The following is a 20,275-nucleotide window of genomic DNA, read 5'->3' on the forward strand; positions in this document are numbered from 1 at the left end:
ATGCTGGTCACCCTCGGGTGGCTGGCCCTCTCGATCTTCGTCTGGGCCCAGTTCGACGCCGAGAAGGTGCTGCTGCTCTTCGCCTACCTCACCGCCCTCCAGGCCGGCTATCTCGTCGGGGCCTATATCGGCGCCGATACCGGCCCGAGCCGCTGACCGGTCCGGCGGCGCCGCCGGGATTGGAGTCCGGCCGGCAGACGCATACTCGGCGCGGACTCAGTGGCCGAGTGCGACCGGGATGCTGAGATCGACGATCCCGTCCACACCCAGGAGTGCGGTGGGCGGCGCGGGCGCCGGACTGATGCCCTGCACGGCGCGGAGCGCACGCTGATCGAGCTTCGCCGAGCCCGAGCTCTCCTCGATCTCCGCGCCCTGAACCGCACCGTCCGCGGCGATCTGCACGTGGACGACCACGGTTCCGCGGCCACGGCCCGGTCCCGGCCGCGTCCCGGCGCGGTCCGCGGCATCGATCCGCGTGACGAGGTCGGAGAGCCAGGCCCGCGCTGCGGGTCCCGGTGCGGTCCGCGCCGCCACCGCCGCCGACGAAAGGGCGAGGCCGAACACGACGGCAGCGGCGATCACGGCGCGCGGCAGCATGGGGAGCGGCGACATGGGGAACGGCGGCTCCTCGAGCCCGGGATCGGGGATCGACCCTACGCGCAGAGGCGGGTCCCTAGCGACCCCGTCCGCCGGTCGCCGTCACGAGACAGCGGTGGATTTCCGGCCCTTCGGTCCCGCGGCGGCCAGCATGATGTCGTCGCTGCCGACCTCGAGGCCGGTGTAGCCCAGCATCTCGGCGAGCTGCGTCCGAGCCCGCCATACCCGGCTCTTCACCGTGCCGATGCGGCACTGCATGACGGCGGCGGTCTCCTCGTAAGTGAGGTTCTCGATCGCCACGAGCACCAGCGCCTGCCGCATCGGCGGCGCCAGGCGGTCGAGGGCGGCCTGGACGTCGCTCAGGTCGAGATGGCCGCCCTGCTCGGGCAGCGAGACCATCCGCTCCGCCTGCACGCCGTCCTCGTCCTGCACCTCGCGCCCACGCTTGCGGTGCTCGTTGTAGAACTGGTTGCGCATGATGGTGAACAGCCACGCTTCAAGGTTCGTGCCCGGCGCGAAACTCGCGCGCGAGCGCCAGGCCCGGAGGAGCGTGTTCTGCAGGAGGTCGTCGGCACCGACATGGCTGCGCAGGAGCGAGCGGGCGAAGCGCTGCAAGTTCGGCACCAGGGCGAGGAGCGAGGCCTGGAACGCCTTCTCACGCCCGTCCTGCGCCCGGCCGAAGGCGCCGTCGAGCAGCCTCAGCAGTTCGGCGAAGCGATCCGCGATGGGCGGCTCGACGTTGTCCTGCGCGTAGGTCGCCGCGAGCAGATGGCCGAGGTGATACTGCACGCTGTCGGGGAGCCGGGGGCCCTGCGCGTCGATTGTATCAGCGTCGAGCGAGAGTTCGAGCATGATAGCCGATCACCTGAAGGGTATGAAAAATCGCGAGGCGCCATTAATCCCCGATCACGGCGCATCCGCCGCAACATAGATCAGCGGATAGGCGCATATTGGGACCAATATATGCTGGCGTCCGCGACAATCGCGACAGAGATGTCGACGGAAAGAGGGAGTTCGATGAGGTCATACGCACCGGAAAACTGTTCTCCGCGCGGCCGTATCTGCGGCACTGCACGCGGAGGTCTCGCTGCTGCGAATGCCCGTCCTGTGCGGGGCGGGTGCGGGACGCTCTCGACCGCGGGATCGCGCCCATGACACGGCTCTCGGATCTCGAGGACGATCCCGCCTTCCAAGAGGCCGTCCTCGCCGTTCGGGGCGCGGCCAGCACCCTGAGCGGCCGGGCCGTGACCGTCGAGGAGGCCCGGTTCCTCGTCGGCATCGCCCTGACGACCTTCGCGCATGCCGGCGGTCTCGAGGAGCCCAGCCGCAGCCGTCTGGCCCGTTTCTCGGCGCGCATCGGGCCAGGCACCGTCGTCGAGACGCTGACCAAGCACTGAGCGTGGGCGCCGGGGGGTGCGGGCCGGCCGCCCGCGCCTATCCGGCCTCCGCCATGGCCGCCCGCAGAACCCGAAGGAGGTCCGCCATCACCGCCTCCCGGTCCGGATCGCGCGCCGCGAGGCGGAGCCCCGCGGCGACGTGCTGGTCGATGATCAGGAGGCCGACCTCGCGCAGGGCCGCTGTGGCGGCCCGGATCTGCTGGACCTCGTCGAGGCAGTGCCTGTCGGCCTCGACCATCGCCCGCAATCCTCGAACCTGACCCTCGATCCGCGCCAGTCGCCGGACCAGCGGGGCGCGCTCCGCGTCGGTCCGGGCGAGGCAGACACGACCGTCGACGAGCGTGCCGCGTGTCACCGTCCTGCGAGCCACCTGTTCCCGTCCGCGCGCGGGTCGCGGCGCACCGGAGCGCCGCGACCTCGGGTGAGCCGTCCCGGCCGGCGGATCAGCCGATCTGCTGGCTCTCGGCACCGCTGTCGGGCCGGGCCGGGCCGAGCACCGGCTCCTCGCCTATCGGCTGGTTCTGGACGACGCTGAACTCGCCCTTGCCGTCGAGCGACGGGCCCTGGGTCCAGCGCCCGGCCGGCGGCGGCGAACCGTCCGCCGACGTGGAGAAGAAGTTGTAGTTGAACTTCTGGTTCTCCTTCTCCTGCGGGAAGGAGTTCGGGATCGGCAGCGTACCGGCGTGGCCGCCGAGTTCCTCGATCACCGCCAGCCATTGCTGCTGGTGCATCGTGTCGCGGGCGATGAGGAAGCTCCACATGTCGCGCATGCCCGCATCGTTGGTGGCGTTGTAGAGCCGCACCGCCAGGACGCGCCCGGTGCTCTCGGCGGCGACATTGCAGTACATGTCGGCCGCAATGTTGCCGCTGGCGTAGATGTGGCTCATGTCGAAGGACTGGCCGTCGGAATTGCCCGGGAAGGCGGCCATGCCGGTCGACAGCAGCGTCTTGTGCAGCATGCCCTCGGCGATGTGGCGCGGGTTCTCGCCGCCCATCACGGCACCGACGATCGCGTCGGCCGCCCCGGCCTCCTGGACCTTGGTAGGGGCGTTCTCGAGGTTCAGCGCCACCGCGGTCGCGAGCATCTCGATATGGCCGATCTCCTCGGTGGCCGTATTGAGCAGCATGTCACGGTACTTGGTCGTCGGGGCGCGGTTCCCCCAGGCCTGGAAGAAGTACTGGAAGGCGACCCGGATCTCGCCCTCGATGCCGCCAATCGCCTGCTGGAGCATGCGGGCGTAGATCGGGTCGGGGCTGTCGACCTTGACCGGGTACTGAAGCCGCTTGTCGTGATAGTACATGATGTCTGTCCCTCGCGAGAGGCACGGCGTGCTCAAGCCCACCGCACGATCGGCCGTCGGCCCGGTACTCCGTGGGAGCATCGCGCCTCGCACCCTGTCCAACCCCGCTTCGGGACCACGGTTCGATCTTTCGCGAATTTTATAACGATCAATATTTGACCGAACGCATTTTCCCGCGCCGCGCCAGGGTATTGTCGTGAAAATCCACGATCAGGGCCGCGCCTAACCGGCCAGAATTACACAATGTAAGTTAAGGGCGCTTCACCCATGTTAAGGGGGCGCCGCGAATGACCGGATCAGCGGCCCCTTTCTCTGCCCGCGATGCGCCGCGTGAGGGCACTCGGTGGTCGGACAGGGGACAGCTCTCTCGGGATCGCCGGGCGCGCGCGGCGCGGCCGCGGAACGCGCCGCTCTACGGGCGCCTACAGGAGCCCGGTGCGCCGGGCGAGCATGATCCCGAAGGCGAGGCAGGCGGCGAGGCTGACGGCCAGCATGGCGACGTTGGTCCAGAACCGGACCGGTCGGCTGGACCCGTCGATCCCGCTCGCCCGCAGCCGCACCCACGGCACGTAGAGGTAGAGGGCGATCAGCGTCAGGATCAGGAACGCGAAGGTGGCGACCCGCCCGGTGATCAGGGCCGCGCCGGCCAGGACCGCCCATCCGATGACGAGGCCCAGCATGGTGAACAGGGCTGTCGAGTTCACGTCCGCGCGTCCCCTTCAGCGGATGGTGTCGGCCGGGCAGCCGACGCGATCCTCAGTCTGCGACGAGTTCCGCTAGGGAACCGTTAGCATCGTCCGGACTGATTGCGAGATCGGGAAGGTTTCTGGTGCTGCGAGAGAGGATTGAACTCTCGACCTCTTCATTACCAATGAAGTGCTCTACCACTGAGCTACCGCAGCAGGTGACCGGGGCGCTCCCGCGGGGGCGTCTCCGTCCGGCCGAGTGGGGCCATAACGGATCGCCGCCGGGTTGGCAACGCCGTGTTGCGCTTCCGCGCCGTTTTAGGTGCGCGATGCGGCCCGGATCAGGGCGGCGAGCCCGGGCTCGGACACGGCCTCGGCGGCGTCCGAAGGGGTGAACCATCGGAGTTCCCGCTGGCGCGCCTCCGGGAAATGCTTGAGCTGCTTGCGCACCTCCAGCGGAAACACCTTCACCTGGCACAGGACGGTGTCGAGGTTCCTCAGACGCTTCTGGTAGAGGTAAAGCCCGATCGGCCGCTTGCCGACCGCACCGCGCAGGCCGGCCTCCTCGTAGGCCTCCCGCGCGGCCGCCTCGAACGGCTTGCGACCCTTCATCGGCCATCCCTTGGGGATGACCCAGCGGCGGCTCTCCCGGGAGGTCACCAGCAGGATCTTTGTCTTGCCGTCCCGCCCGTGCCGGAACGGCAGGGCCCCGACCTGCCGGCGCGGCTCGCCGTCCTCCTCGAGGACGGTCACGGGCGCACCCGGCGACGCGGGACGCCCCTCCGATCCGACCGGATCGACGGCGCGCGCGGGCTGTGAGCGGGCTGGGGGATGATCGGATCCTCGGTCGGCAGCTCACGACAAGCTACACGGCGCGCCGGCTCGTTCAACTTGCAATAGTCGAACGCCGCGGCGTGTCCGTGACCCCGCGGCGCTCCTGTCATCTCGCGCTCGGACGGCCGGCGCGCCGTGAAACCGGTCACCCGATCCGACGAACCGGCCGCCCACCCGAGCCGGAAGGCGGCAGCGCCGCGGACGCCATCCCGGCCGAGACCGGGTCGGCACCGGCCGCCTTCGAGGCGCTCGCCTTCGCCGGAAGGACGGTCGGGATCGGGCCGGTGGAGGTCGACGCCGCGGACGCGACCGAGGCCGAGGACGCGGCCTGGGCCGACGCGGAGGTCGACGCGGGTGTCGGCGACGGGACCGGAGCAGTCGCGGCGGCGGGGGACACGGTCGGAGGCGACACGGGGACCGATGAAGCGAGCGGTCTGGCGCCCGGCGCCGCGGCGTTCGGGGCCGCCGGCACGAGGGCCGGGCCGGCGGCGTCCGCCTCCGGCTCCACCGCGGCCGCGGCACCGAGCGTGTTCGGGGGCTCGCGCCACGCGAAGGCGTCGAGGCGCCCGGTCACCGGCGAGACCGGCGCCCAGGTATCGGTGGCGATGCCGTCGGCGATCCACACGCGGTCGCGCGGGGCGCGGGCGGCCCGCGCCAGCCACTCGCGGGCCTGACCGGAAGCGGCCCCGTGCTCGGCCTCCTCGATGGCCGCCATCATCAGGCAGGCCCGGGCGGTCGGACGGTCGGAGAGCAGGGGCTTCACGGCCTCGCGGGCCCGCTTGTAGTCCCGCGCGTCGAGGGCGGCCTGGCCCAGGGCGAGGCGGGATTCGGGGTCCCAGACCGACAGCTTGGCCAGGACTTCGGCGCGGGCGAGGCGGTCGCGAACCGAATCGCCGGGACGCAGGCCCAGATAGACCTTCGCGAGGTCGGGATGGGGATTTGCCTTCCAGGCCGCCTCGACGATCCGGGCGGCCTTCTTGACGTCGCCGCGACGGGCCAGGAGGCGGCCGGCGATGCAGGCCGCCGGCACGAGGTCGGGGGCGAGCTTGACCGCCTGCAGGGCCCGCTCCGTGGCGATCTCCGGCTCGCCGGCCTCGCGCTCGCCGGCGATGGCGGTGAGGAGCACAGCCCGCTGGCGCCGGGCCGCGGCCTTGTCGATCAGTCCGAGCGACGAGCGGCGCTCGATCGTCTCCAGGGCGGCCGCCCAGTCGCCGTCGGCGCTCTGCGCCTCCAGAAGGGCCTCGTTGGCCCAGGTCACGCTCGGGGCGAGGCGGGCGGCCTCGGTGGCGTAGGCGCGGGCGGCCGTCTCGTCCTCGCGGCGCCGGGCCTCGACGAACAGGCCGCGCAGGCCCAGGACCCGGGTCTCGGGATCGTCGACCATGCGCTGGAAGGCGCTCTCGGCCGCGTCCCGGTCGCCGGAGATCTGCGCCGCCTGCGCCTTCAGCAGCAGGGTCAGCGGCTCGGTGCCGAGGAGCCGCTCGGCGTCGCCCGCGAAGCGGCGGGCCGCCAGGGGATCGCCCGAGCCCACCGCCACCATGCCGCGGGAGAGGGCCGAGAGGCCCTTGGCCCGGCGCCGCTCGGCCGAGCCGCGGACCAGGGCCTCGGGCAGGCCGATGACACCGCGCACGATCGCCCAGAGGACGCCCAGGACGATCGCCGCCGCGATCACGCCGACGAGGGCGACCGCGAGGCTGGTGCCGATCTGGTAGCCGTTCCAGACGACGGTGACGGTGCCGGGCCTGTCGGCGATCCAGACCGCCCCGAAGGCGGCGAGTGCGAGCAGGGCCAGGAAGGCGAGGGCGCGCCACATGGGGTCAGTATCTCCTGTCGGCGGCCGGCTGGCGGCCGTCGCGGGGTGCGGGAGGAGCGGGGCGCCTGCGCGCCCGCTCGGAGATGGTGCGGCCGCGCAGCGCGCGGATCGGGGCCCTCACCGGCCTAGCGCCCGGGGGCGGCCTGGGCCGGCTGGGCGGCGCCGACCGGCAGGGCCTTGAAGGCGCCGTCGAGCAGCGCGCGCACGGCCTGCTCGGCCTCGGCCCGGGCCTTGAGCTTGGCGCTGAAATCCCCGGCCTGCTCCCGGGCCTCGGCCGGGAGCGCCGCGAAGGCCGCCGAGGCCGCCGGCAGGTCGCCGCGGTCGAGGGCCGCCTGGACCTTGCTCTCCGGATCGTCCGCGGCCTCGGGAGCGGGTGCGTCGGCCTTGCGGATCTGCACGAGACCGTCGGCCATGCTGAGGAGCTTGGTGCGGAAATCGCCGGTCTCGGCCGCGCTCTTGGCCCGCTGCGCCTGCCGCTTGGCCGCGATCCGCTCGGCGATCGGCCGGAACGTGTCGGCAAGATCCCCCGCCGAGGGAGCACCGCCGTCGGCGAAGGGCGCCAGGGCCTTGGCCTGCGCGTCGGTCCCCGGATCGAGCTTGCGCAGGGTCGCGAGCGGCTCGGCGTAGCTCGTCCCGGATTCCAGGGCGGCCGCCACGCGGTCGGCGACGACGACCCGGAGCGCCGCCTGGACGGTGCTGGCCTCGGCGCGCTGCGCGACGCTCTTGTCCAGAGCGGCGATCTGGTCGGCCTGTTCCTGCAGCCGCCGGTCGACCGCCTTCGCGGCCTCCGCGGCCTGGGCCTGTCCGGCCTCGGCGGCGGTGCGGCTCGCCTGGGTCGCCGCCTGGACCGCCTCGGTCGCGGCCTTCACCCGCGCGTCGACGGCCTGCTGCAGCGCGTCGAGGCGCTGCCCCAGGGCCGCGTCGGCCTCGGCGTTCGCCTTGGTCTTCTGCTCCACCTCGCTCTGCAGCGCCGCGACCTTCCGGGCGGCCTCCTCGGCCGCGCCCTTGTTGGCGCCGCCATCCTCCACCGCCTTCAGGCGGGTCTCGAGGTCGGCGATCTGCTTCGCGTTGTCCTGGACCACGCCGAGCTTCGAATCGGCCGGCTGGTCGCGACCGGGCTCCTGACCCGGCTCCTCCTGCAGGGCCGCGACGCGCTGGTCGAGGCTGTCGAGGCGGGCGACGAGATCCGGCGGCACCGCGGGGGCCTGACCGGAGGCCTGACCGGCCGCTTGCCCGTCGGCGGTGGACGCGGGCGCCGCACCGGACTTGTCCAGGGCCTGCTTGGCGCTCGCCTCGGCGGCGGCGACGCGCTTGTCGAGCGCCGTCACGGCGTCGCGCGGGGCCAGCCCGTCGAGACGCTTGTCGAGGGACGCGAGCTGGCCGGAGAGCCTCTGGTCCAGGGCGCTCAGGCGCGGGTCGGGACCGATCCCGGCCTTCTCGGCGCCGAACAGCAGGCCGGCGCCGATCACGCCGCCGAGCAGCCCCGCGGCCGCGAGCGAGCCGAACCCGGCCCGGGCCCGGCCGGCGGGCGCGGCGGCGCTCCTGCTGGGATCGACGGCGGCCACCGCGGGGATCGGGCCCTTCGGCGGCTCCTTGCCGTCCCTGGATGTGTCCTTGGCGGTATCCTTGAAGGTATTCTGGGCGGTGTCCCTGGAAGCGTCCTTGCCCGGCTCCTTGCCGGCGGTCGCCGGATCCGGGATCCGCTTGGCCTTCAGGTCGATGATCGGGCCGGCCGTCACCGCGCTGGCCGCCGCCGGGCCCGCGGCGCCGGGTGCGGGTCCGCCCGGACGGGGACCGCCCTGCGGGCCGGTTCCGGGCTGCGCGGCCTTCGGATCGATCTTCGCGCCGGACGTCCCGGACGCGGCGGTGGAGGCCGTCGACGACGACGAGGGGGACGCTCCGGTCCTGCCGTCGGAGGCCGACGACGCGGCGCCCGCCGTCACGGGATCGGGCTTCGCACCGGCCGACTGGGCGGCCGGGCCGGTCGACGGCTTCAGGCTGTCGGCCCCGGAGGCCAGCTTGCCGGCGTCGGCCTTCGGATCGGTCGTGCCGGGCTTGGCGGTCACGACCGGGTCGGTCGCCGGCCTGGGCGGCGTTCCGGACGCGGATCCCTGCGGCCCCCGCACGCCGCCGGCGGCGGTGGAAGAGGTGGAAGCGGACGTCGAGGCCGACGTGGAGGCTGTGGACGCCGACGTCGCGGCCGGTCGGGACGCGCCACCGGGCGGGCTGGACTGCCCGGGCTTGCCGGGCGCGGCGTCCGGCTTCCGGCCGCCGGGGCCGGGCTTGTCGGCGTCGCTGGGTGGTGGCGTCACGGGCAAGTCCTCCAACTCTTCGGCGTCGCCGCGCCCCCCTAGCACCGCGGCGGCGCCGGGCGCGAGGGCGAGATACGGCGGCCCGGCCTCCCTGTCACCGCGCGGTTAGCCCGGTCGCCCTGTCAGGGCGCCGAGCAGGTCCGCTTCGCGCGGGCGTGCCGCGACGAAATGGACCGGAACACCGGCCGCTTCCAGGGGTGCCGCAACATCCGGCGATAGGCAGTAATGCCTCAGCCGGCGGAAAGCTCCGCCGTGCTCCGATCCATCCGCGAGGGCAAGGGCGACGGCGGCGCTGCGCCGGGAATAGTGAAGGGCCGCCTCGAGGCGGTTCCCGGCGAGCTCGCGGCCGACCGCCGGCGGCAGGCGGTCCAGCGGTTCGGCCCGGTACGCCACGAAGGCCGTGACCCGGAATCCGGCGGCCGTGAGCGTCGCCGCCGGTTCCGGCTTGCGCTCGGCGCCCGTCGCGTGGAGGAGCGGCTGGCCGGGCGGCAGCGTCGCCGCCACCAGGGCGGCGAGGCCCGCGGCGTCGCCCGGCCCCTCCCGGACGGGGCCGAGACCGGCCGCGCGGGCCAGGGCGGCCGTCCGAGCGCCGACGGCGAAGACCGGGAGGCCGCGCAGGGCCGGCGCGTCGCGGATCGCCGGAACCGCGTTGGCGCTGGTCAGCAGCAGCGCGGCGAAGGGTCCCATAGGCGGGGCCGCCGCGGTCGGCCGCACGGCCAGGATCGGCGCCACGAGCGGCGCGTGGCCGAGTTCGGCCAGGGCCGCCCCGGTCCGCGTCGCTCCCGGCTCGGGCCGCGCCACCCAGATCCGCAAAGGCTAGGTCTCCAGCGTCAGGCGGACGCCGTGGCGCGCCGCGGCGCCCGGGGCGAGCAGGCGCTGCGAATCGCGCGCGGCGAGGTCGCCCGCGAAGTCCGACCAGTCGGCGTAGCCGGTCCAGCACTCCAGCGACAGGAAGGGTGCGGTCGGCTTGGTCCAGACCGCCAGGTGGGGGAAATCCGCCATCGCCATGCGGATCGATCGTCCGGGGCCGGTGAAGCGCATCCAGCGGCTGCGGGCGTTCCGGAACACGAAGGCCTCGGTGAAGAGCGCCGGATCGAGGGGCAGCGTGTCCCCGGCGAGGGGGATCGGCTGCTCGTCGCGCAGCAGCAGGCCGCCCGGGCCGACCTGGGGGGCGAAGGGCCGCTCTGCCTCCTCGAAGGCGACCGCGTAGCCGCCGTCGCGGGCGCGGGTGCCGCCCGCGAAGGGCCACGGGAAGGCCGGGTGGAAGCCGAGGGCGTAGGGCAGGGGGGCGGCGCCGGGATTGGCGACGGTCACGTCGAGGTCGAGCCCCGCCGGGCGGACCCGCGCGGCGATGTCGAGCCGGAACGCGAACGGGTAGTGCGCCCGCGTCTCGGGCCCGTCGGTCAGGCGCAGGGTCACCGCGTCGGCGCTCCGATCGACCACCGCGAAGGGCAGGTCCCGGGCGAAGCCGTGCTGGGCCATCGGGTAGCGCTCGGACCCGACCGTCACGTGCCCGCCCGCCGAGGCGCCGACCACCGGGAAGAGCCAGGGCGCGTGGCGGTTCCAGTGCTCGGGATCGCCGCTCCAGAGATACTCGGTCCCGCCGACCCGCCACGAGACCGGCTCGGCCCCGTCAGTCGCGAGCGTCGCGGTGGTGCCGTCCGGTGCGGTCAGCTCGATGCGCGTGGTCACGGTGCTCTCCCGGTCTGCCTCGGTGAGCCGAGGTAACGGAGGCGGGGCCGGACGCAAGGCCCCGGCGCGCGGTTGCTCAGGCCGCCGTTCCGAGCCCCGGCAGGACCGCCTCGGGCGGCCCGGAAGCGACGATCCGGCCGGCCTCCAGGACGTGGACCGCGTCGGCGCCCTCCAGGGTCGAGAGGCGGTGGGCGATCAGGATCAGCGTCCGCCGGCCCGAGAGGGCGCGCAGCGCCCGCATCACGGCCGCCTGCGTCTCGTCGTCGAGGGCCGAGGTCGCTTCGTCGAAGACGATGACGTCCGGGTCGTGGTAGAGGGCCCGGGCGATGCCGACGCGCTGGCGCTGGCCTCCGGACAGCCGCGCCCCGCGCTCGCCGACCCGCTCGGCGTAGCCGTGCGGCAGGGCGGCGACGAAGTCGTGGGCGCCGGCGAGCCGCGCCGCCCGCTCGACGGCGGCGAGGTCCGGCGCGTCGAGGCCGAGCGCGATGTTCTCCGCCACCGTGCCGTCCACCAGGAACACCTCCTGCGGGACGTAGCCGATCCGGTTCTGCCAGGCGGGCAGGGTGTCGGCATCGAGGGCCCGGCCGTCCACGGTGATCCGCCCGGCGGTCGGGCCCAGCACGCCGAGGATCAGGCCCGCCAGCGTCGACTTGCCCGAGCCGGTGCGCCCGGCGAGGCCGACCGTGGCGTTGACCGGGATCGTCAGGTCGATTCCGGCGAGGGCCGGACGGCCGGCGCCGTAATCGAAGCCGAGGCCCTCGAGCCGGATCGCCCGCGCGAAGGGCAGCCGCTCCGCGGTGCGGGGCCGGGGCTCGCGCTCGTCGGCGAGCTCGTCGACGATCACCCGCACCGCCGGCAGGGTGAAGCGCATCAGCGCCACCGAGGTGAAGATGTTCTGGAAGGCCGGCAGCATGCGGTAGCCCGCGAAGGCGAACAGGCCGAGCAGCGGCAGGATGCCGGCGACGTCGAGCCCCTGGGCGAGCGCGAACAGCACCACCACGATCACCCCGCCGAAGGCCAGGGCCTCGATGACGAAGCGCGGCATCTGGCCGGTGAGCTGGCTCGCCGCGGTGGCGAGGGCGTAGGCCCGGGCCGGGGCGTCGAACCGCGACGCGAACGCCTCCGCGCGCCCGTAGAGCTTCAGCTCGGTGAGCGCCCCGAAGGTCTCCTGCACGATCCGGAAGCGGGCCTCGTTGTCGGCGACGGTGCGGCCGCCCAGCCGGGCCAGCCGGGCGCGCATCACCAGGTAGATCCCGACATAGAGGCCGCCGAAGCCGCCCCCCAGGATCAGCGCGAGCTGCGGCGCGTAGGCCAGCAGGAACGCGATCACCGCGAGCGCCGAGCTCGCCCGCGAGGCGAGCACCGTGGCGGGGGTCAGCGCGCCGATCACCAGCCGGTCGGTCTCGGACAGCACGTTCTTGGCGAGCTCGGCGCTGTTGGCCTTCGCGAAGAACAGCCGCTCCCGGTCGAGGTACCGGAACAGCAGCCGCCGGCTGAGGCTGTAGCCGGCCAGGTGCGTGAACCGGAGCTGCGCGTAGGTCAGCCCGGCATTCACCAGCGCGGTGACGAGGATCGCCGCGAGCGCGGCCCCGCCGGTCACCAGCAGGAAGCCGCGCTCGTCGGTCAGGCCGAGGGCGCTCCGGGCCTGGGCCAGATAGGGGATCCGGGTCGCCGCCGACGGGTCCCCGACCAGCGTCAGGAACGGGATCACCGAGGCGACGCCCACCACCTCGAGCAGCGCCGCCGCCGCGAGGCCGAGGGCGATCAGGGCGAGCCGGCGCCGGTCGGCCGACCGCATGGCGCGGACGAGGTCGATCAGCGCGCGCATGGCATCGCGGGGTCTGGCGGGACGGCTCGCATGGTCGGGCCGGGCTTAAGCGCGCCGTCCCGGCCTGTCCACGCCGGGCTCAGTCGAGCTTCTTCAGGGAGCCCAGGTCGACCTCGCCGTCCTGGCCGGTGAAGGTCAGGGTCTTGGCCGCCCCGTCCGCCTGCGCGACGCCGCCGATCCGGTGGTCGCCGCTGTCGTAGGTCGAGACCTGCCCGTCGCGGTCGACGAGGAGGCGGCGCTTGTCCGGGAAGAACGCGTACCTCATCCCGTTCTGCGCGCCGCTGGTCGCGGGCTCGCCGAGATCCTTCGGCCACCAGGGCTCCGCGCCCTCCATCGGTTTCATGGGCTCCATGGGCTCCATGGGCTCCATGGGCTTCATGGGTTCCATCGGCTTCATCGGCTCCACGGCGCGCACCTCCTGTCCGGCGAGAGACAGGAGGACGCGGCAGGCGCGGAAGGGTTGCACGCGGGCCCGCCCGCCCGGGCCCGGCTCAGAGCGGCGGCAGCCCCGGCGCCGGGCGCTCCCGCACCTGGCCGTCGAAGCCGACATGGAGCTGGTGCTCGCGGCCGTCCCGGTCCTTCGCGGCCACCTCGAAATGGCGCGGCCCGCGGCCCGTGACCCGCACGTCGCCGTAGCCCGCCGCCTGGAGCGAGGCGGTCAGGGCGGCCATGTCGGGCTTCGGCCCGAGACCGAGCCGGTCCTTGGCCCAGTCCAGGCTGCCGGTCGGAGGGCCGCCGGCCGGCCCGAGCAGCAGCGTGCGCCCGTCCCCGTGGGTCAGGACCCGGGCGCGCAGGAAGCCGGTCTCGAAGCGGCCCTGCACCGTCACGGTCTCGCCCTTGGCGACGAGGCCGCCGCCCTCGCCCTCGCGGCCCGTCTCCACGAGGGCCCGCCCGGTCCCGTCCTGCACCACGAACTTGTTGCCGAAGATCTCCGCGACCTCACCCTTGATGGCGGTCGCGCCGGAGGGGGCCAGGGCCTGGATCGCCACCGGCGCGACCGGCGTCGGCTGGAACGGCGTTCCCTGCGCCAGGGACAGGCCGACGGCGCCCAGGGCAAGCGGCAGCGCCACCGCGCCCACCACCCAGGTCCGCCGCGGCACCGCCCGCGACGCCGGCTTGGCGGCCTCGGTCTCGCGGACTTCCCGCGCGGTCCCGTCGATGGTCTTGTCGTCGCTCATGATCTCATCCTCTGAAGGGTCCGGATCGGCTCGATCCGATGCCCCTTCCTAGGGAGGCGCCGGCAATCCGGTCTGAACCGCGCGGTTCAGGCCCGGTTAAACGCGCCGCCCTAGAGCGCTCCGTGTGGAACCCGTGCGGGTTCAGAGGCTTGGCAGCGGGCGTTGATGCGGGCCGACAGGTCGGCGCCCGGGCGGCCGTCCCGGGAGCCGACGTGAGACCACGGCCCTAAGTGCCGGCGGCAGCGGGCGAAACCGGCCGGCCGCCGCGGTCCAGACGGGGAGGTGAGACCGGTGAAGATCCTGCTGGTGGAGGACGACGCCGCCCTCGCGGCGGAGGTCGCCAAGGTCCTGCGCGCCGAGAACTTCGTGCTCGACCACGCCGCCACCGGCGAGGACGCCCAGCATCTCGGCGAGACCGAGGGCTACGACGCCGTCGTGCTCGATCTCGGCCTGCCGAAGGGCGACGGCGTCTCGGTGCTGCGGGCCTGGCGCGGGGCCGGCCGGACCCTGCCGGTGCTGGTGCTCACCGCCCGGGACGGCTGGAGCGACAAGGTCGCGGCCTTCAAGGCGGGGGCGGACGACTACCTCGTGAAGCCGGTGCGCGTCGAGGAGCTGGTGATTCGCCTCCGCGCCCTCGTGCGCCGGTCCCAGGGCGGGGGCGCGAGCCGGATCACCTGCGGTCCCCTCAGCTTCGATCCGGGTCTCGGCGCCTTCGAGCACGAGGGCCTGCCGCTCAAGCTCACCGGCCTGGAATGGCGGGTCCTGTCCTGCCTGATGCTGAACCGCGAGACCGTGGTGCCGCGCCCGCACCTGATCGAGCGGGTCTACGAGGGCGACGCCGACGTCGATTCGAACTCCGTCGAGGTGATCATCACGCGCCTGCGCCGGAAGATCGCGCCGGCGCGGATCGAGAGCGTGCGCGGCCACGGCTACCGCCTGCACGCGGAGCCCGCCTGATGGCGGCGACGGCGCGGCGCCGCTCGCTCCGCACACGGCTGCTCGCGGCGGCCCTGGTGATGGTGCTGGCGGCCCTGGTTGTGGCGGGCCTCGCCATCGGGGTGATCCTGCACCGCTTCGTGCGCGGGCAGCTCGACGGCCGGCTCGACGCGCAGATCGTCGCCCTGCGGGCCGGGCTCGAGGCCGGGATCCTCCCGCAGGGTCTCGACGCGCCGCCCTTCGACCGGCCCGGCCCCGGCTGGGCCTGGGAGGTACGCCGCGGCGCCGAGACGATCCGATCCGGCTCTCTGCGGGGCGGGGACATCCGCCTGTCCGATCCCGGACCGGACGACGATCCGGGCCGGCCGCACCCGGCCTCGGGCACGGGGCCGCGCGGCGAGCCCCTCGTCGCCCGCGTGCTGGCCGTGCCCGGGCCCGAGCCGGCAACGATCGTGGTGGCGGCGCCGGAGGGGGAGCTGCGCGGGCCGCTGCGCGAGGCGCTGACGAGCCTCGCCCTGGCGCTCGGCATCCTCGGCCTGTGCCTGCTCGCGGGCCTGGCCTTCCAGGTGCGCCTGGGCCTCGCGCCGCTGACGCGCCTGCGCGCGGACCTCGCGTCGGTCCGGGCAGGGCGGCGCGAGCGCGTGCCGGCGGACCAGCCGGCCGAGATCGCGCCGATGGTGGCGGAACTCAACGCGCTCCTCGACCAGAACGCGCAGAACCTGGAACGCGCCCGCGGCCACGTCGCCAACCTCGCCCACGCCCTCAAGACGCCGCTCGCCACCCTGTCGATGGCCCTCGCGGAGCCGGCCCGCGACCCGGACGGCGCCCTGCGCCGGCAGGTGGACGACATGGACCGGCGGGTGCGCCATCACCTCCGGCGCGCCCGGGCCGCGGCCCTGGCGGGCTCGGCCCGGGGCCGCACGGCCCTGGCGCCCCGGCTGTCGGACCTGCGCGCGGCGCTGACGCGGATCCACGCCGAGAAGGGCGCGGCGATCGACCTCGACGTCCCGGAGACCCTGTCGGTCTCCTGCGAGGGCCAGGATCTCGACGAGATGCTCGGCAACCTCGTGGACAATGCCTGCCGCTGGTGCCGCGGCCGCGTGCGGGTCTCGGCGGCGGCGCGCGACGGCGCGGTGGCCGTAGTCGTGGAGGATGACGGACCCGGCCTCGACCCGGCGGCGGCCTCCGCCGTCATGGCCCGGGGCCGGCGCCTCGACGAGGGCGTGCCGGGCCATGGCTTCGGGCTGCCGATCACCCTGGAGCTCGCCGAGCTGTACGGCGGCGGCCTGAGCCTCGGGCGGTCGGATCTCGGCGGCCTGCGGGCGGAGCTGCGGCTGCCGGCCTGACCGGGCCCCTCAGCCCAGAGCCTCCCGGAGGATCGGCCGGATCCGCGGATCGGCGCAGTGGGCCACGTTGAAGCGCATGTAGCCGTTCCACGCATCCGACAGGCTGAACGAGGTCCCGGGCGCCAGCACCATGCCGCGGGCCAGCGCCCGGCGGGCGACGTCGGCGCCGTCGCGCCCGTCGGGCAGCCGCATCCACAGGAAGAAGCCGCCCCGGGGCTGCGCCCAGGTCTCGAGGCCGCAGGCGCGCAGCTCCGCGGAGGCCTGCACCATCGCGCCGGCGAGCCGGCGGCGGGTCTCGGCGAGGTGCCGCCGGTAGGCGCCCTCGGTGATCAGCGCGTGCACCAGCGCGGCCGTGATGTGGCCGTTGCCGAGGCTGAGGGCGAGCTTGAGATCGACCAGCGGCTCGACCCAGTCGGCCCGGAGCGCGATCCAGCCGCAGCGCGCGGCCGCCGACAGGGTCTTGGAGAAGCTGCCGATCTGGATCACCCGCTCCAGCCCGTCGAAGCCCGCGAGCCGCGGGGCGGCCTCGGGCTCGAGGTCGCCGAAGATCTCGTCCTCGACGATGAGCGTGTCGTGCGCCTCGCACAGCTTGAGGAGCCGGTGCGCAACGGTCGGCGCGAGGCTCGCCCCGGTCGGGTTCTGGAGGGCGGCGTTGGTCAGGTAGAAGCGCGGCCGGTGCTGCTCCAGCAGGGTCGCGAGCGCCTGCAGGTCCGGCCCCTCCGGCGTGATCGGCACGCCGACCACCGCCACGCGCTGCGCGCGCAGCAGCGCCAGGAAGTTGAAGTAGCAGGGATCGTCGACCAGCACGGTGTCGCCGGGCTGGAGCAGGAACCGGCAGACGAGGTCCAGCGCCTGCGTGGCCGATTCGACCAGCACGATCTGGTCGGGCTCGGCGCCGACGCCCTTCTCGCCGACCTTGCGGGCGATCTGGTGGCGCAGGGGCTCGTAGCCCAGGGGCCGGTCATAGTTGGTCATCTCGGCGAGGTCGGCCCGGGCCACCCGGCGCAGGCCCCGGCGGATCGCCTCGTGGGGCATCCAGGAATCGGGCAGCCAGCCGGCCCCGGGCTTCAGCTGGTCGGAGCCGGCCTGCTGCGCCTGACGGGTGATCCAGAGCGGGTCGACGATCCGGTCGAGCCGCGGCCCCATCGCCTGGAGCGAGAGCGGCCGGGTCTTGCCGGCGACGTAGAAGCCCGAGCCCGGCCGCGGCACCACGGCGCCCTCGGCGGCGAGGCGCTCGTAGGCCTCCACGACGGTGGATTTCGAGACGCCCATCGTCTCCGCGAAGGCCCGGACCGAGGGGATCCGCACGCCCGGGACCAGCCGCCGCGCCGCGATCCGCTCGCGGATCTCGCCGACCACGGCCTCGACGCGCGTCCCTGGGCTTCTGACTGCGACCGCCATCCGTACTGCTCTTTCGTCCGGACAATTCTTCTGAACCGTACCGAAGTGTTCCTGTCGCCGCCAGCCCCCGCCCGCCAGGATCGCGACGCCCCGGAACGATGGAGGAGGGGATCCATGACTCAGTGCCTGACAGAGACCGCCGCCCTGGAAACCCGGATCAGATCCCGGATCGGATCCCGGATCAGATCGCGCGGCGGATGGCTCGCCCGGATGGCCGGGCCCGTGCTGACGGTCGCCGCCGAGGTGCGCGCGGGCCTGTCGCGGGCGGCGATGAACCGTCGCGTGCTCCAGCGCCTGTCGACCCTGTCGGACCGGGAACTGAAGGATATCGGCCTGACGCGGCAGGACGTGGCCGATGCCTGCGTGCCCGGCACGGGCGACGCGATCCACCTGCTGGTCGGCCGGCGCGACGAGCGACGCCACGCTCGGGCGGCCGTGCGGCCTTGGTGATGCGGTGGTGACGCGGCGGCGTGCGGCGTAGGGTGCGCGCATGACGCTGCGCGACGGGCTCGCCGCAATCCTGGTGGTCACGATCCTCGGGCTGGCCTTCGTGGCCATCAAGGTCGGCCTGGAGACGGTGCCGCCGCTGATGCTGTGCGCCCTGCGCTTCGGCTTCGCGGCGCTGCCGGCGGCGCTGGTGATCCGGCCGCCCCGGGCCCCCGTCGCCCTGGTGGCGGGGTTCGGCCTCGCCCTCGGGGTCGGCCAGTTCGGGCTGCTCATGACGGCGATCCGCCTCGGCATGCCGGCCGGGCTGTCGTCGCTCCTGATCCAGGTCCAGGTCCCGTTCACCGTGGCGCTCGCCTGGGCGCTGCAGGGGGAGCGCCCGCGCCGACGACAGATCCTGGGCGGCAGCATTGCGCTCCTCGGCGTCGCCGCGGTGGCGCTCGGGCGGGGCGGAGGCGCCCCGCTCGGCCCGCTGATCCTCGTCGTCGGCGCGGCCCTGTCCTGGGCCAGCGCGAACGTCGTCGCGAAGCGGATCGGCCGGGTCGACCGCTTGGCGCTGATGGTCTGGAGCAGCCTCGCCACCACGCCGCCCCTGCTCATCCTGTCGCTGATCGTCGAGGGGCCCGGGGCGCTCACGGCGCTGGCGCATCCGAGCTGGGGGGCGATCGGATCGGTCGCGTTCCAGGCCTACCCGACGACGCTCCTCGCCTTCGGCCTCTGGAACGGGCTCCTGACCCGCTACCCGGCGGCTGCCGTGACCCCCTTCGCCCTGCTGGTGCCGGTGGCCGGCATCCTGAGCACGCATCTCGTCCTGGGCGAACCGCTGAGCGCCGACATCCTGGCCGGGGGAGGCCTGATCCTGACGGGAATCGCCCTCAGCCTGGGCGGGACGCGGCCGGGCGCGGTCGCTCCGCCGAGTCCTTCCCCCGAATCGTCGAAGGTGGCCTGACCGCACGGCCGAGCCATCACCCGTCCCGCTCGGGCACGCGCGACTGCGCGTCGGCACGGTGCACCGCGAGACGAGTTCTGATGGTGATATCGAGGGGACGTGGCGCGGGCGACGGGGCTCGAACCCGCGACCTCCGGCGTGACAGGCCGGCACTCTAACCAACTGAGCTACGCCCGCACGGCGTGGTCGCTTCGAAGGGGCGTTTCGCCCGGCGACGGGGCGGGGTTTATGGGGCGCCCGGTGCCCTGTCAAGCGCGTCCCGCACGGATTCGCATCCGCCTCGATCCGCGACCGCCGCCGCAGGCATACCAGCCCCCCGACTCGGGCCTGCGCGCTTCCGTCGTGTTGCGCCGGCGCCGCGCAAGCCCATCTCGGACATGACCGACAGGACGACCGACAGGATGGCTGACAGCGCGCTTTGTGCGACGCGACAAGCCATTGTCACGGGCCGGCGGCTCGACTAAGCCTCCGGCCGCGCGCATCCTGGCATAAGAACAATTCCACGGGCGGATCCGGGTCGGCGTCGCACCGCGGTTTCACTCGTCTCGCGAGGCCCTGGCATGACCGGATTGTTGGCGGATTACCTGCCGCTCATCGTGTTCATCGGCGTGGCGCTGTTCATCGCCACGGCGCTCCTGGTCGTGCCGTTCCTGGTGGCCTTCAAGAGCCCCGATCCCGAGAAGCTCTCGGCCTACGAGTGCGGCTTCAACGCGTTCGACGATGCCCGCATGAAGTTCGACGTGCGCTTCTACCTCGTCGCCATCCTGTTCATCATCTTCGACCTCGAGGTCGCGTTCCTCTTCCCCTGGGCGATCACCTTCGGGGATCTGGGCTGGTTCGGCTTCTGGTCGATGATCGTCTTCCTGGGCGTGCTGACCGTCGGTTTCGTCTACGAGTGGCGCAAGGGCGCCCTCGAATGGGATTGATTTCCCGCCGCTCGCCGCCCGCACAGAATTCTTGAGTCGCCGATGGCCCTGATCACCGACACCAACCGCGCCCCCGCGATCGCGCCCCAGCCGAAGGGGATCATCGATCCCAACACCGGCCGCCCGATCGGCGCGGACGACCCGACCTTCCTGTCGATCAGCGACGAGCTCGCCGACCGGGGCTTCCTGCTCACCACCACGGACGAGCTGATCAACTGGGCCCGCACGGGCTCGCTGATGTGGATGACCTTCGGTCTCGCCTGCTGCGCGGTCGAGATGATGCAGATGTCGATGCCGCGCTACGATTGCGAGCGATTCGGCTTCGCACCCCGCGGCTCGCCGCGCCAGTCCGACGTGATGATCGTCGCCGGCACGCTCACCAACAAGATGGCCCCGGCTTTGCGCAAGGTCTACGACCAGATGCCGGAGCCGCGCTACGTCATCTCTATGGGCTCCTGCGCCAACGGCGGCGGCTACTACCACTATTCCTACTCGGTGGTGCGCGGCTGCGACCGGGTGGTACCGGTGGACATCTACGTGCCCGGCTGCCCGCCCACCGCCGAGGCGCTGCTCTACGGCGTGCTGCTGCTGCAGAAGAAGATCCGCCGGACCGGCACGATCGAGCGCTGAGGAGCGGC

22 protein-coding genes and 2 tRNA genes are annotated in these 20,275 nt (G+C 73.6%); 8 read left to right on the top strand and 16 right to left on the bottom strand.

Annotation, left to right across the window (positions count from 1 at the left end):
• The gene (locus tag ACLBX8_RS12340) at nt 1-156 is read left to right on the top strand and encodes a hypothetical protein (RefSeq protein ID WP_447699145.1); all 156 of its coding nucleotides are present in this window, start codon (nt 1-3) and stop codon (nt 154-156) included.
• 60 nt (nt 157-216) lie between these two features.
• Here the strand turns inward: ACLBX8_RS12340 and ACLBX8_RS12345 are convergent, their stop codons facing one another.
• Nucleotides 217-612, bottom strand: a complete 396-nt coding sequence (locus ACLBX8_RS12345) for an energy transducer TonB (protein WP_447699144.1) — start codon at nt 610-612, stop codon at nt 217-219.
• Between the two features lie 87 nt (nt 613-699).
• Nucleotides 700-1,449 (bottom strand): sigma-70 family RNA polymerase sigma factor, encoded by a 750-nt coding sequence (locus tag ACLBX8_RS12350; protein ID WP_447715237.1) that lies wholly within the window; start codon nt 1,447-1,449, stop codon nt 700-702.
• A 299-nt stretch (nt 1,450-1,748) separates the two neighbouring features.
• On the opposite strand from ACLBX8_RS12350, the gene ACLBX8_RS12355 reads away from it, so the two are divergent.
• Nucleotides 1,749-1,994, top strand: a complete 246-nt coding sequence (locus tag ACLBX8_RS12355; protein ID WP_020092217.1) for a hypothetical protein — start codon at nt 1,749-1,751, stop codon at nt 1,992-1,994.
• 37 nt (nt 1,995-2,031) lie between these two features.
• On the opposite strand, the gene ACLBX8_RS12360 is transcribed toward ACLBX8_RS12355, so the two are convergent.
• The 12 genes from ACLBX8_RS12360 to ACLBX8_RS12415 all read right to left on the bottom strand — a co-directional run bounded on the left by ACLBX8_RS12360 (nt 2,032) and on the right by ACLBX8_RS12415 (nt 13,635).
• Entirely contained in the window at nt 2,032-2,283 is a 252-nt protein-coding gene (locus ACLBX8_RS12360; protein WP_244526945.1) for a metal-sensitive transcriptional regulator, read from the bottom strand.
• Between the two features lie 154 nt (nt 2,284-2,437).
• Entirely contained in the window at nt 2,438-3,295 is an 858-nt protein-coding gene (locus ACLBX8_RS12365; RefSeq protein ID WP_447715238.1) for a manganese catalase family protein, read from the bottom strand.
• A 422-nt stretch (nt 3,296-3,717) separates the two neighbouring features.
• Nucleotides 3,718-3,999, bottom strand: coding sequence for a hypothetical protein (locus tag ACLBX8_RS12370; protein ID WP_020092220.1), 282 nt, complete (start codon nt 3,997-3,999; stop codon nt 3,718-3,720).
• Nucleotides 4,000-4,122: 123 nt separating this feature from the next.
• Nucleotides 4,123-4,197 (bottom strand) — tRNA-Thr (locus ACLBX8_RS12375).
• A gap of 102 nt (nt 4,198-4,299) precedes the next feature.
• The gene (locus tag ACLBX8_RS12380; RefSeq protein WP_020092221.1) at nt 4,300-4,734 is read right to left on the bottom strand and encodes an NUDIX hydrolase; all 435 of its coding nucleotides are present in this window, start codon (nt 4,732-4,734) and stop codon (nt 4,300-4,302) included.
• A 226-nt stretch (nt 4,735-4,960) separates the two neighbouring features.
• A complete protein-coding gene (locus tag ACLBX8_RS12385) occupies nt 4,961-6,625 on the bottom strand; it encodes a heme biosynthesis protein HemY (RefSeq protein WP_091977260.1) in 1,665 nt (554 codons plus the stop codon).
• A gap of 125 nt (nt 6,626-6,750) precedes the next feature.
• On the bottom strand, nt 6,751-8,691 hold the full coding sequence (locus ACLBX8_RS12390) for a translation initiation factor 2 (RefSeq protein ID WP_447715239.1): 1,941 nt from the start codon (nt 8,689-8,691) through the stop codon (nt 6,751-6,753).
• Nucleotides 8,692-9,042: 351 nt separating this feature from the next.
• Nucleotides 9,043-9,750: a uroporphyrinogen-III synthase gene (locus ACLBX8_RS12395; protein ID WP_447715240.1), complete on the bottom strand. Its 708-nt coding sequence runs from the start codon at nt 9,748-9,750 to the stop codon at nt 9,043-9,045.
• A 3-nt stretch (nt 9,751-9,753) separates the two neighbouring features.
• Nucleotides 9,754-10,629: an aldose 1-epimerase family protein gene (locus ACLBX8_RS12400; RefSeq protein WP_447715241.1), complete on the bottom strand. Its 876-nt coding sequence runs from the start codon at nt 10,627-10,629 to the stop codon at nt 9,754-9,756.
• Nucleotides 10,630-10,705: 76 nt separating this feature from the next.
• Nucleotides 10,706-12,457 carry an ABC transporter ATP-binding protein gene (locus tag ACLBX8_RS12405; protein WP_447715242.1) on the bottom strand — a complete coding sequence of 584 codons (1,752 nt, stop codon included), beginning with the start codon at nt 12,455-12,457 and terminating at the stop codon, nt 10,706-10,708.
• Nucleotides 12,458-12,536: 79 nt separating this feature from the next.
• Entirely contained in the window at nt 12,537-12,923 is a 387-nt protein-coding gene (locus ACLBX8_RS12410) for a hypothetical protein (protein WP_447715243.1), read from the bottom strand.
• 25 nt (nt 12,924-12,948) lie between these two features.
• Nucleotides 12,949-13,635, bottom strand: coding sequence for a DNA-binding protein (locus ACLBX8_RS12415; protein ID WP_132367389.1), 687 nt, complete (start codon nt 13,633-13,635; stop codon nt 12,949-12,951).
• A 291-nt stretch (nt 13,636-13,926) separates the two neighbouring features.
• Here ACLBX8_RS12415 and ACLBX8_RS12420 point away from each other — a divergent pair, with 291 nt between their 5' ends.
• Nucleotides 13,927-14,592, top strand: coding sequence for a response regulator transcription factor (locus ACLBX8_RS12420; RefSeq protein WP_020092230.1), 666 nt, complete (start codon nt 13,927-13,929; stop codon nt 14,590-14,592).
• A complete protein-coding gene (locus tag ACLBX8_RS12425) occupies nt 14,592-15,917 on the top strand; it encodes a sensor histidine kinase (protein WP_447715244.1) in 1,326 nt (441 codons plus the stop codon). The genes ACLBX8_RS12420 and ACLBX8_RS12425 overlap by 1 nt, the downstream gene beginning before the upstream one ends.
• Nucleotides 15,918-15,926: 9 nt before the next feature.
• Here the strand turns inward: ACLBX8_RS12425 and ACLBX8_RS12430 are convergent, their stop codons facing one another.
• Nucleotides 15,927-17,318 (bottom strand): aminotransferase-like domain-containing protein, encoded by a 1,392-nt coding sequence (locus tag ACLBX8_RS12430; protein ID WP_091977247.1) that lies wholly within the window; start codon nt 17,316-17,318, stop codon nt 15,927-15,929.
• Nucleotides 17,319-17,528: 210 nt separating this feature from the next.
• On the opposite strand from ACLBX8_RS12430, the gene ACLBX8_RS12435 reads away from it, so the two are divergent.
• Nucleotides 17,529-17,768 carry a DUF1127 domain-containing protein gene (locus ACLBX8_RS12435; protein WP_447699122.1) on the top strand — a complete coding sequence of 80 codons (240 nt, stop codon included), beginning with the start codon at nt 17,529-17,531 and terminating at the stop codon, nt 17,766-17,768.
• Between the two features lie 40 nt (nt 17,769-17,808).
• A complete protein-coding gene (locus ACLBX8_RS12440) occupies nt 17,809-18,711 on the top strand; it encodes an EamA family transporter (protein ID WP_447715245.1) in 903 nt (300 codons plus the stop codon).
• Nucleotides 18,712-18,811: 100 nt separating this feature from the next.
• Here the strand turns inward: ACLBX8_RS12440 and ACLBX8_RS12445 are convergent.
• Nucleotides 18,812-18,888 (bottom strand) — tRNA-Asp (locus tag ACLBX8_RS12445).
• A 383-nt stretch (nt 18,889-19,271) separates the two neighbouring features.
• Here ACLBX8_RS12445 and ACLBX8_RS12450 point away from each other — a divergent pair.
• Together ACLBX8_RS12450 and ACLBX8_RS12455 are read left to right on the top strand one after the other, a co-directional pair.
• Nucleotides 19,272-19,637 (top strand): NADH-quinone oxidoreductase subunit A, encoded by a 366-nt coding sequence (locus tag ACLBX8_RS12450; protein WP_007560754.1) that lies wholly within the window; start codon nt 19,272-19,274, stop codon nt 19,635-19,637.
• A 42-nt stretch (nt 19,638-19,679) separates the two neighbouring features.
• Entirely contained in the window at nt 19,680-20,267 is a 588-nt protein-coding gene (locus ACLBX8_RS12455) for a NuoB/complex I 20 kDa subunit family protein (protein WP_010686017.1), read from the top strand.
• Nucleotides 20,268-20,275 lie beyond the last annotated feature (8 nt).

It is taken from the genome of Methylobacterium sp. D48H, assembly GCF_053345715.1.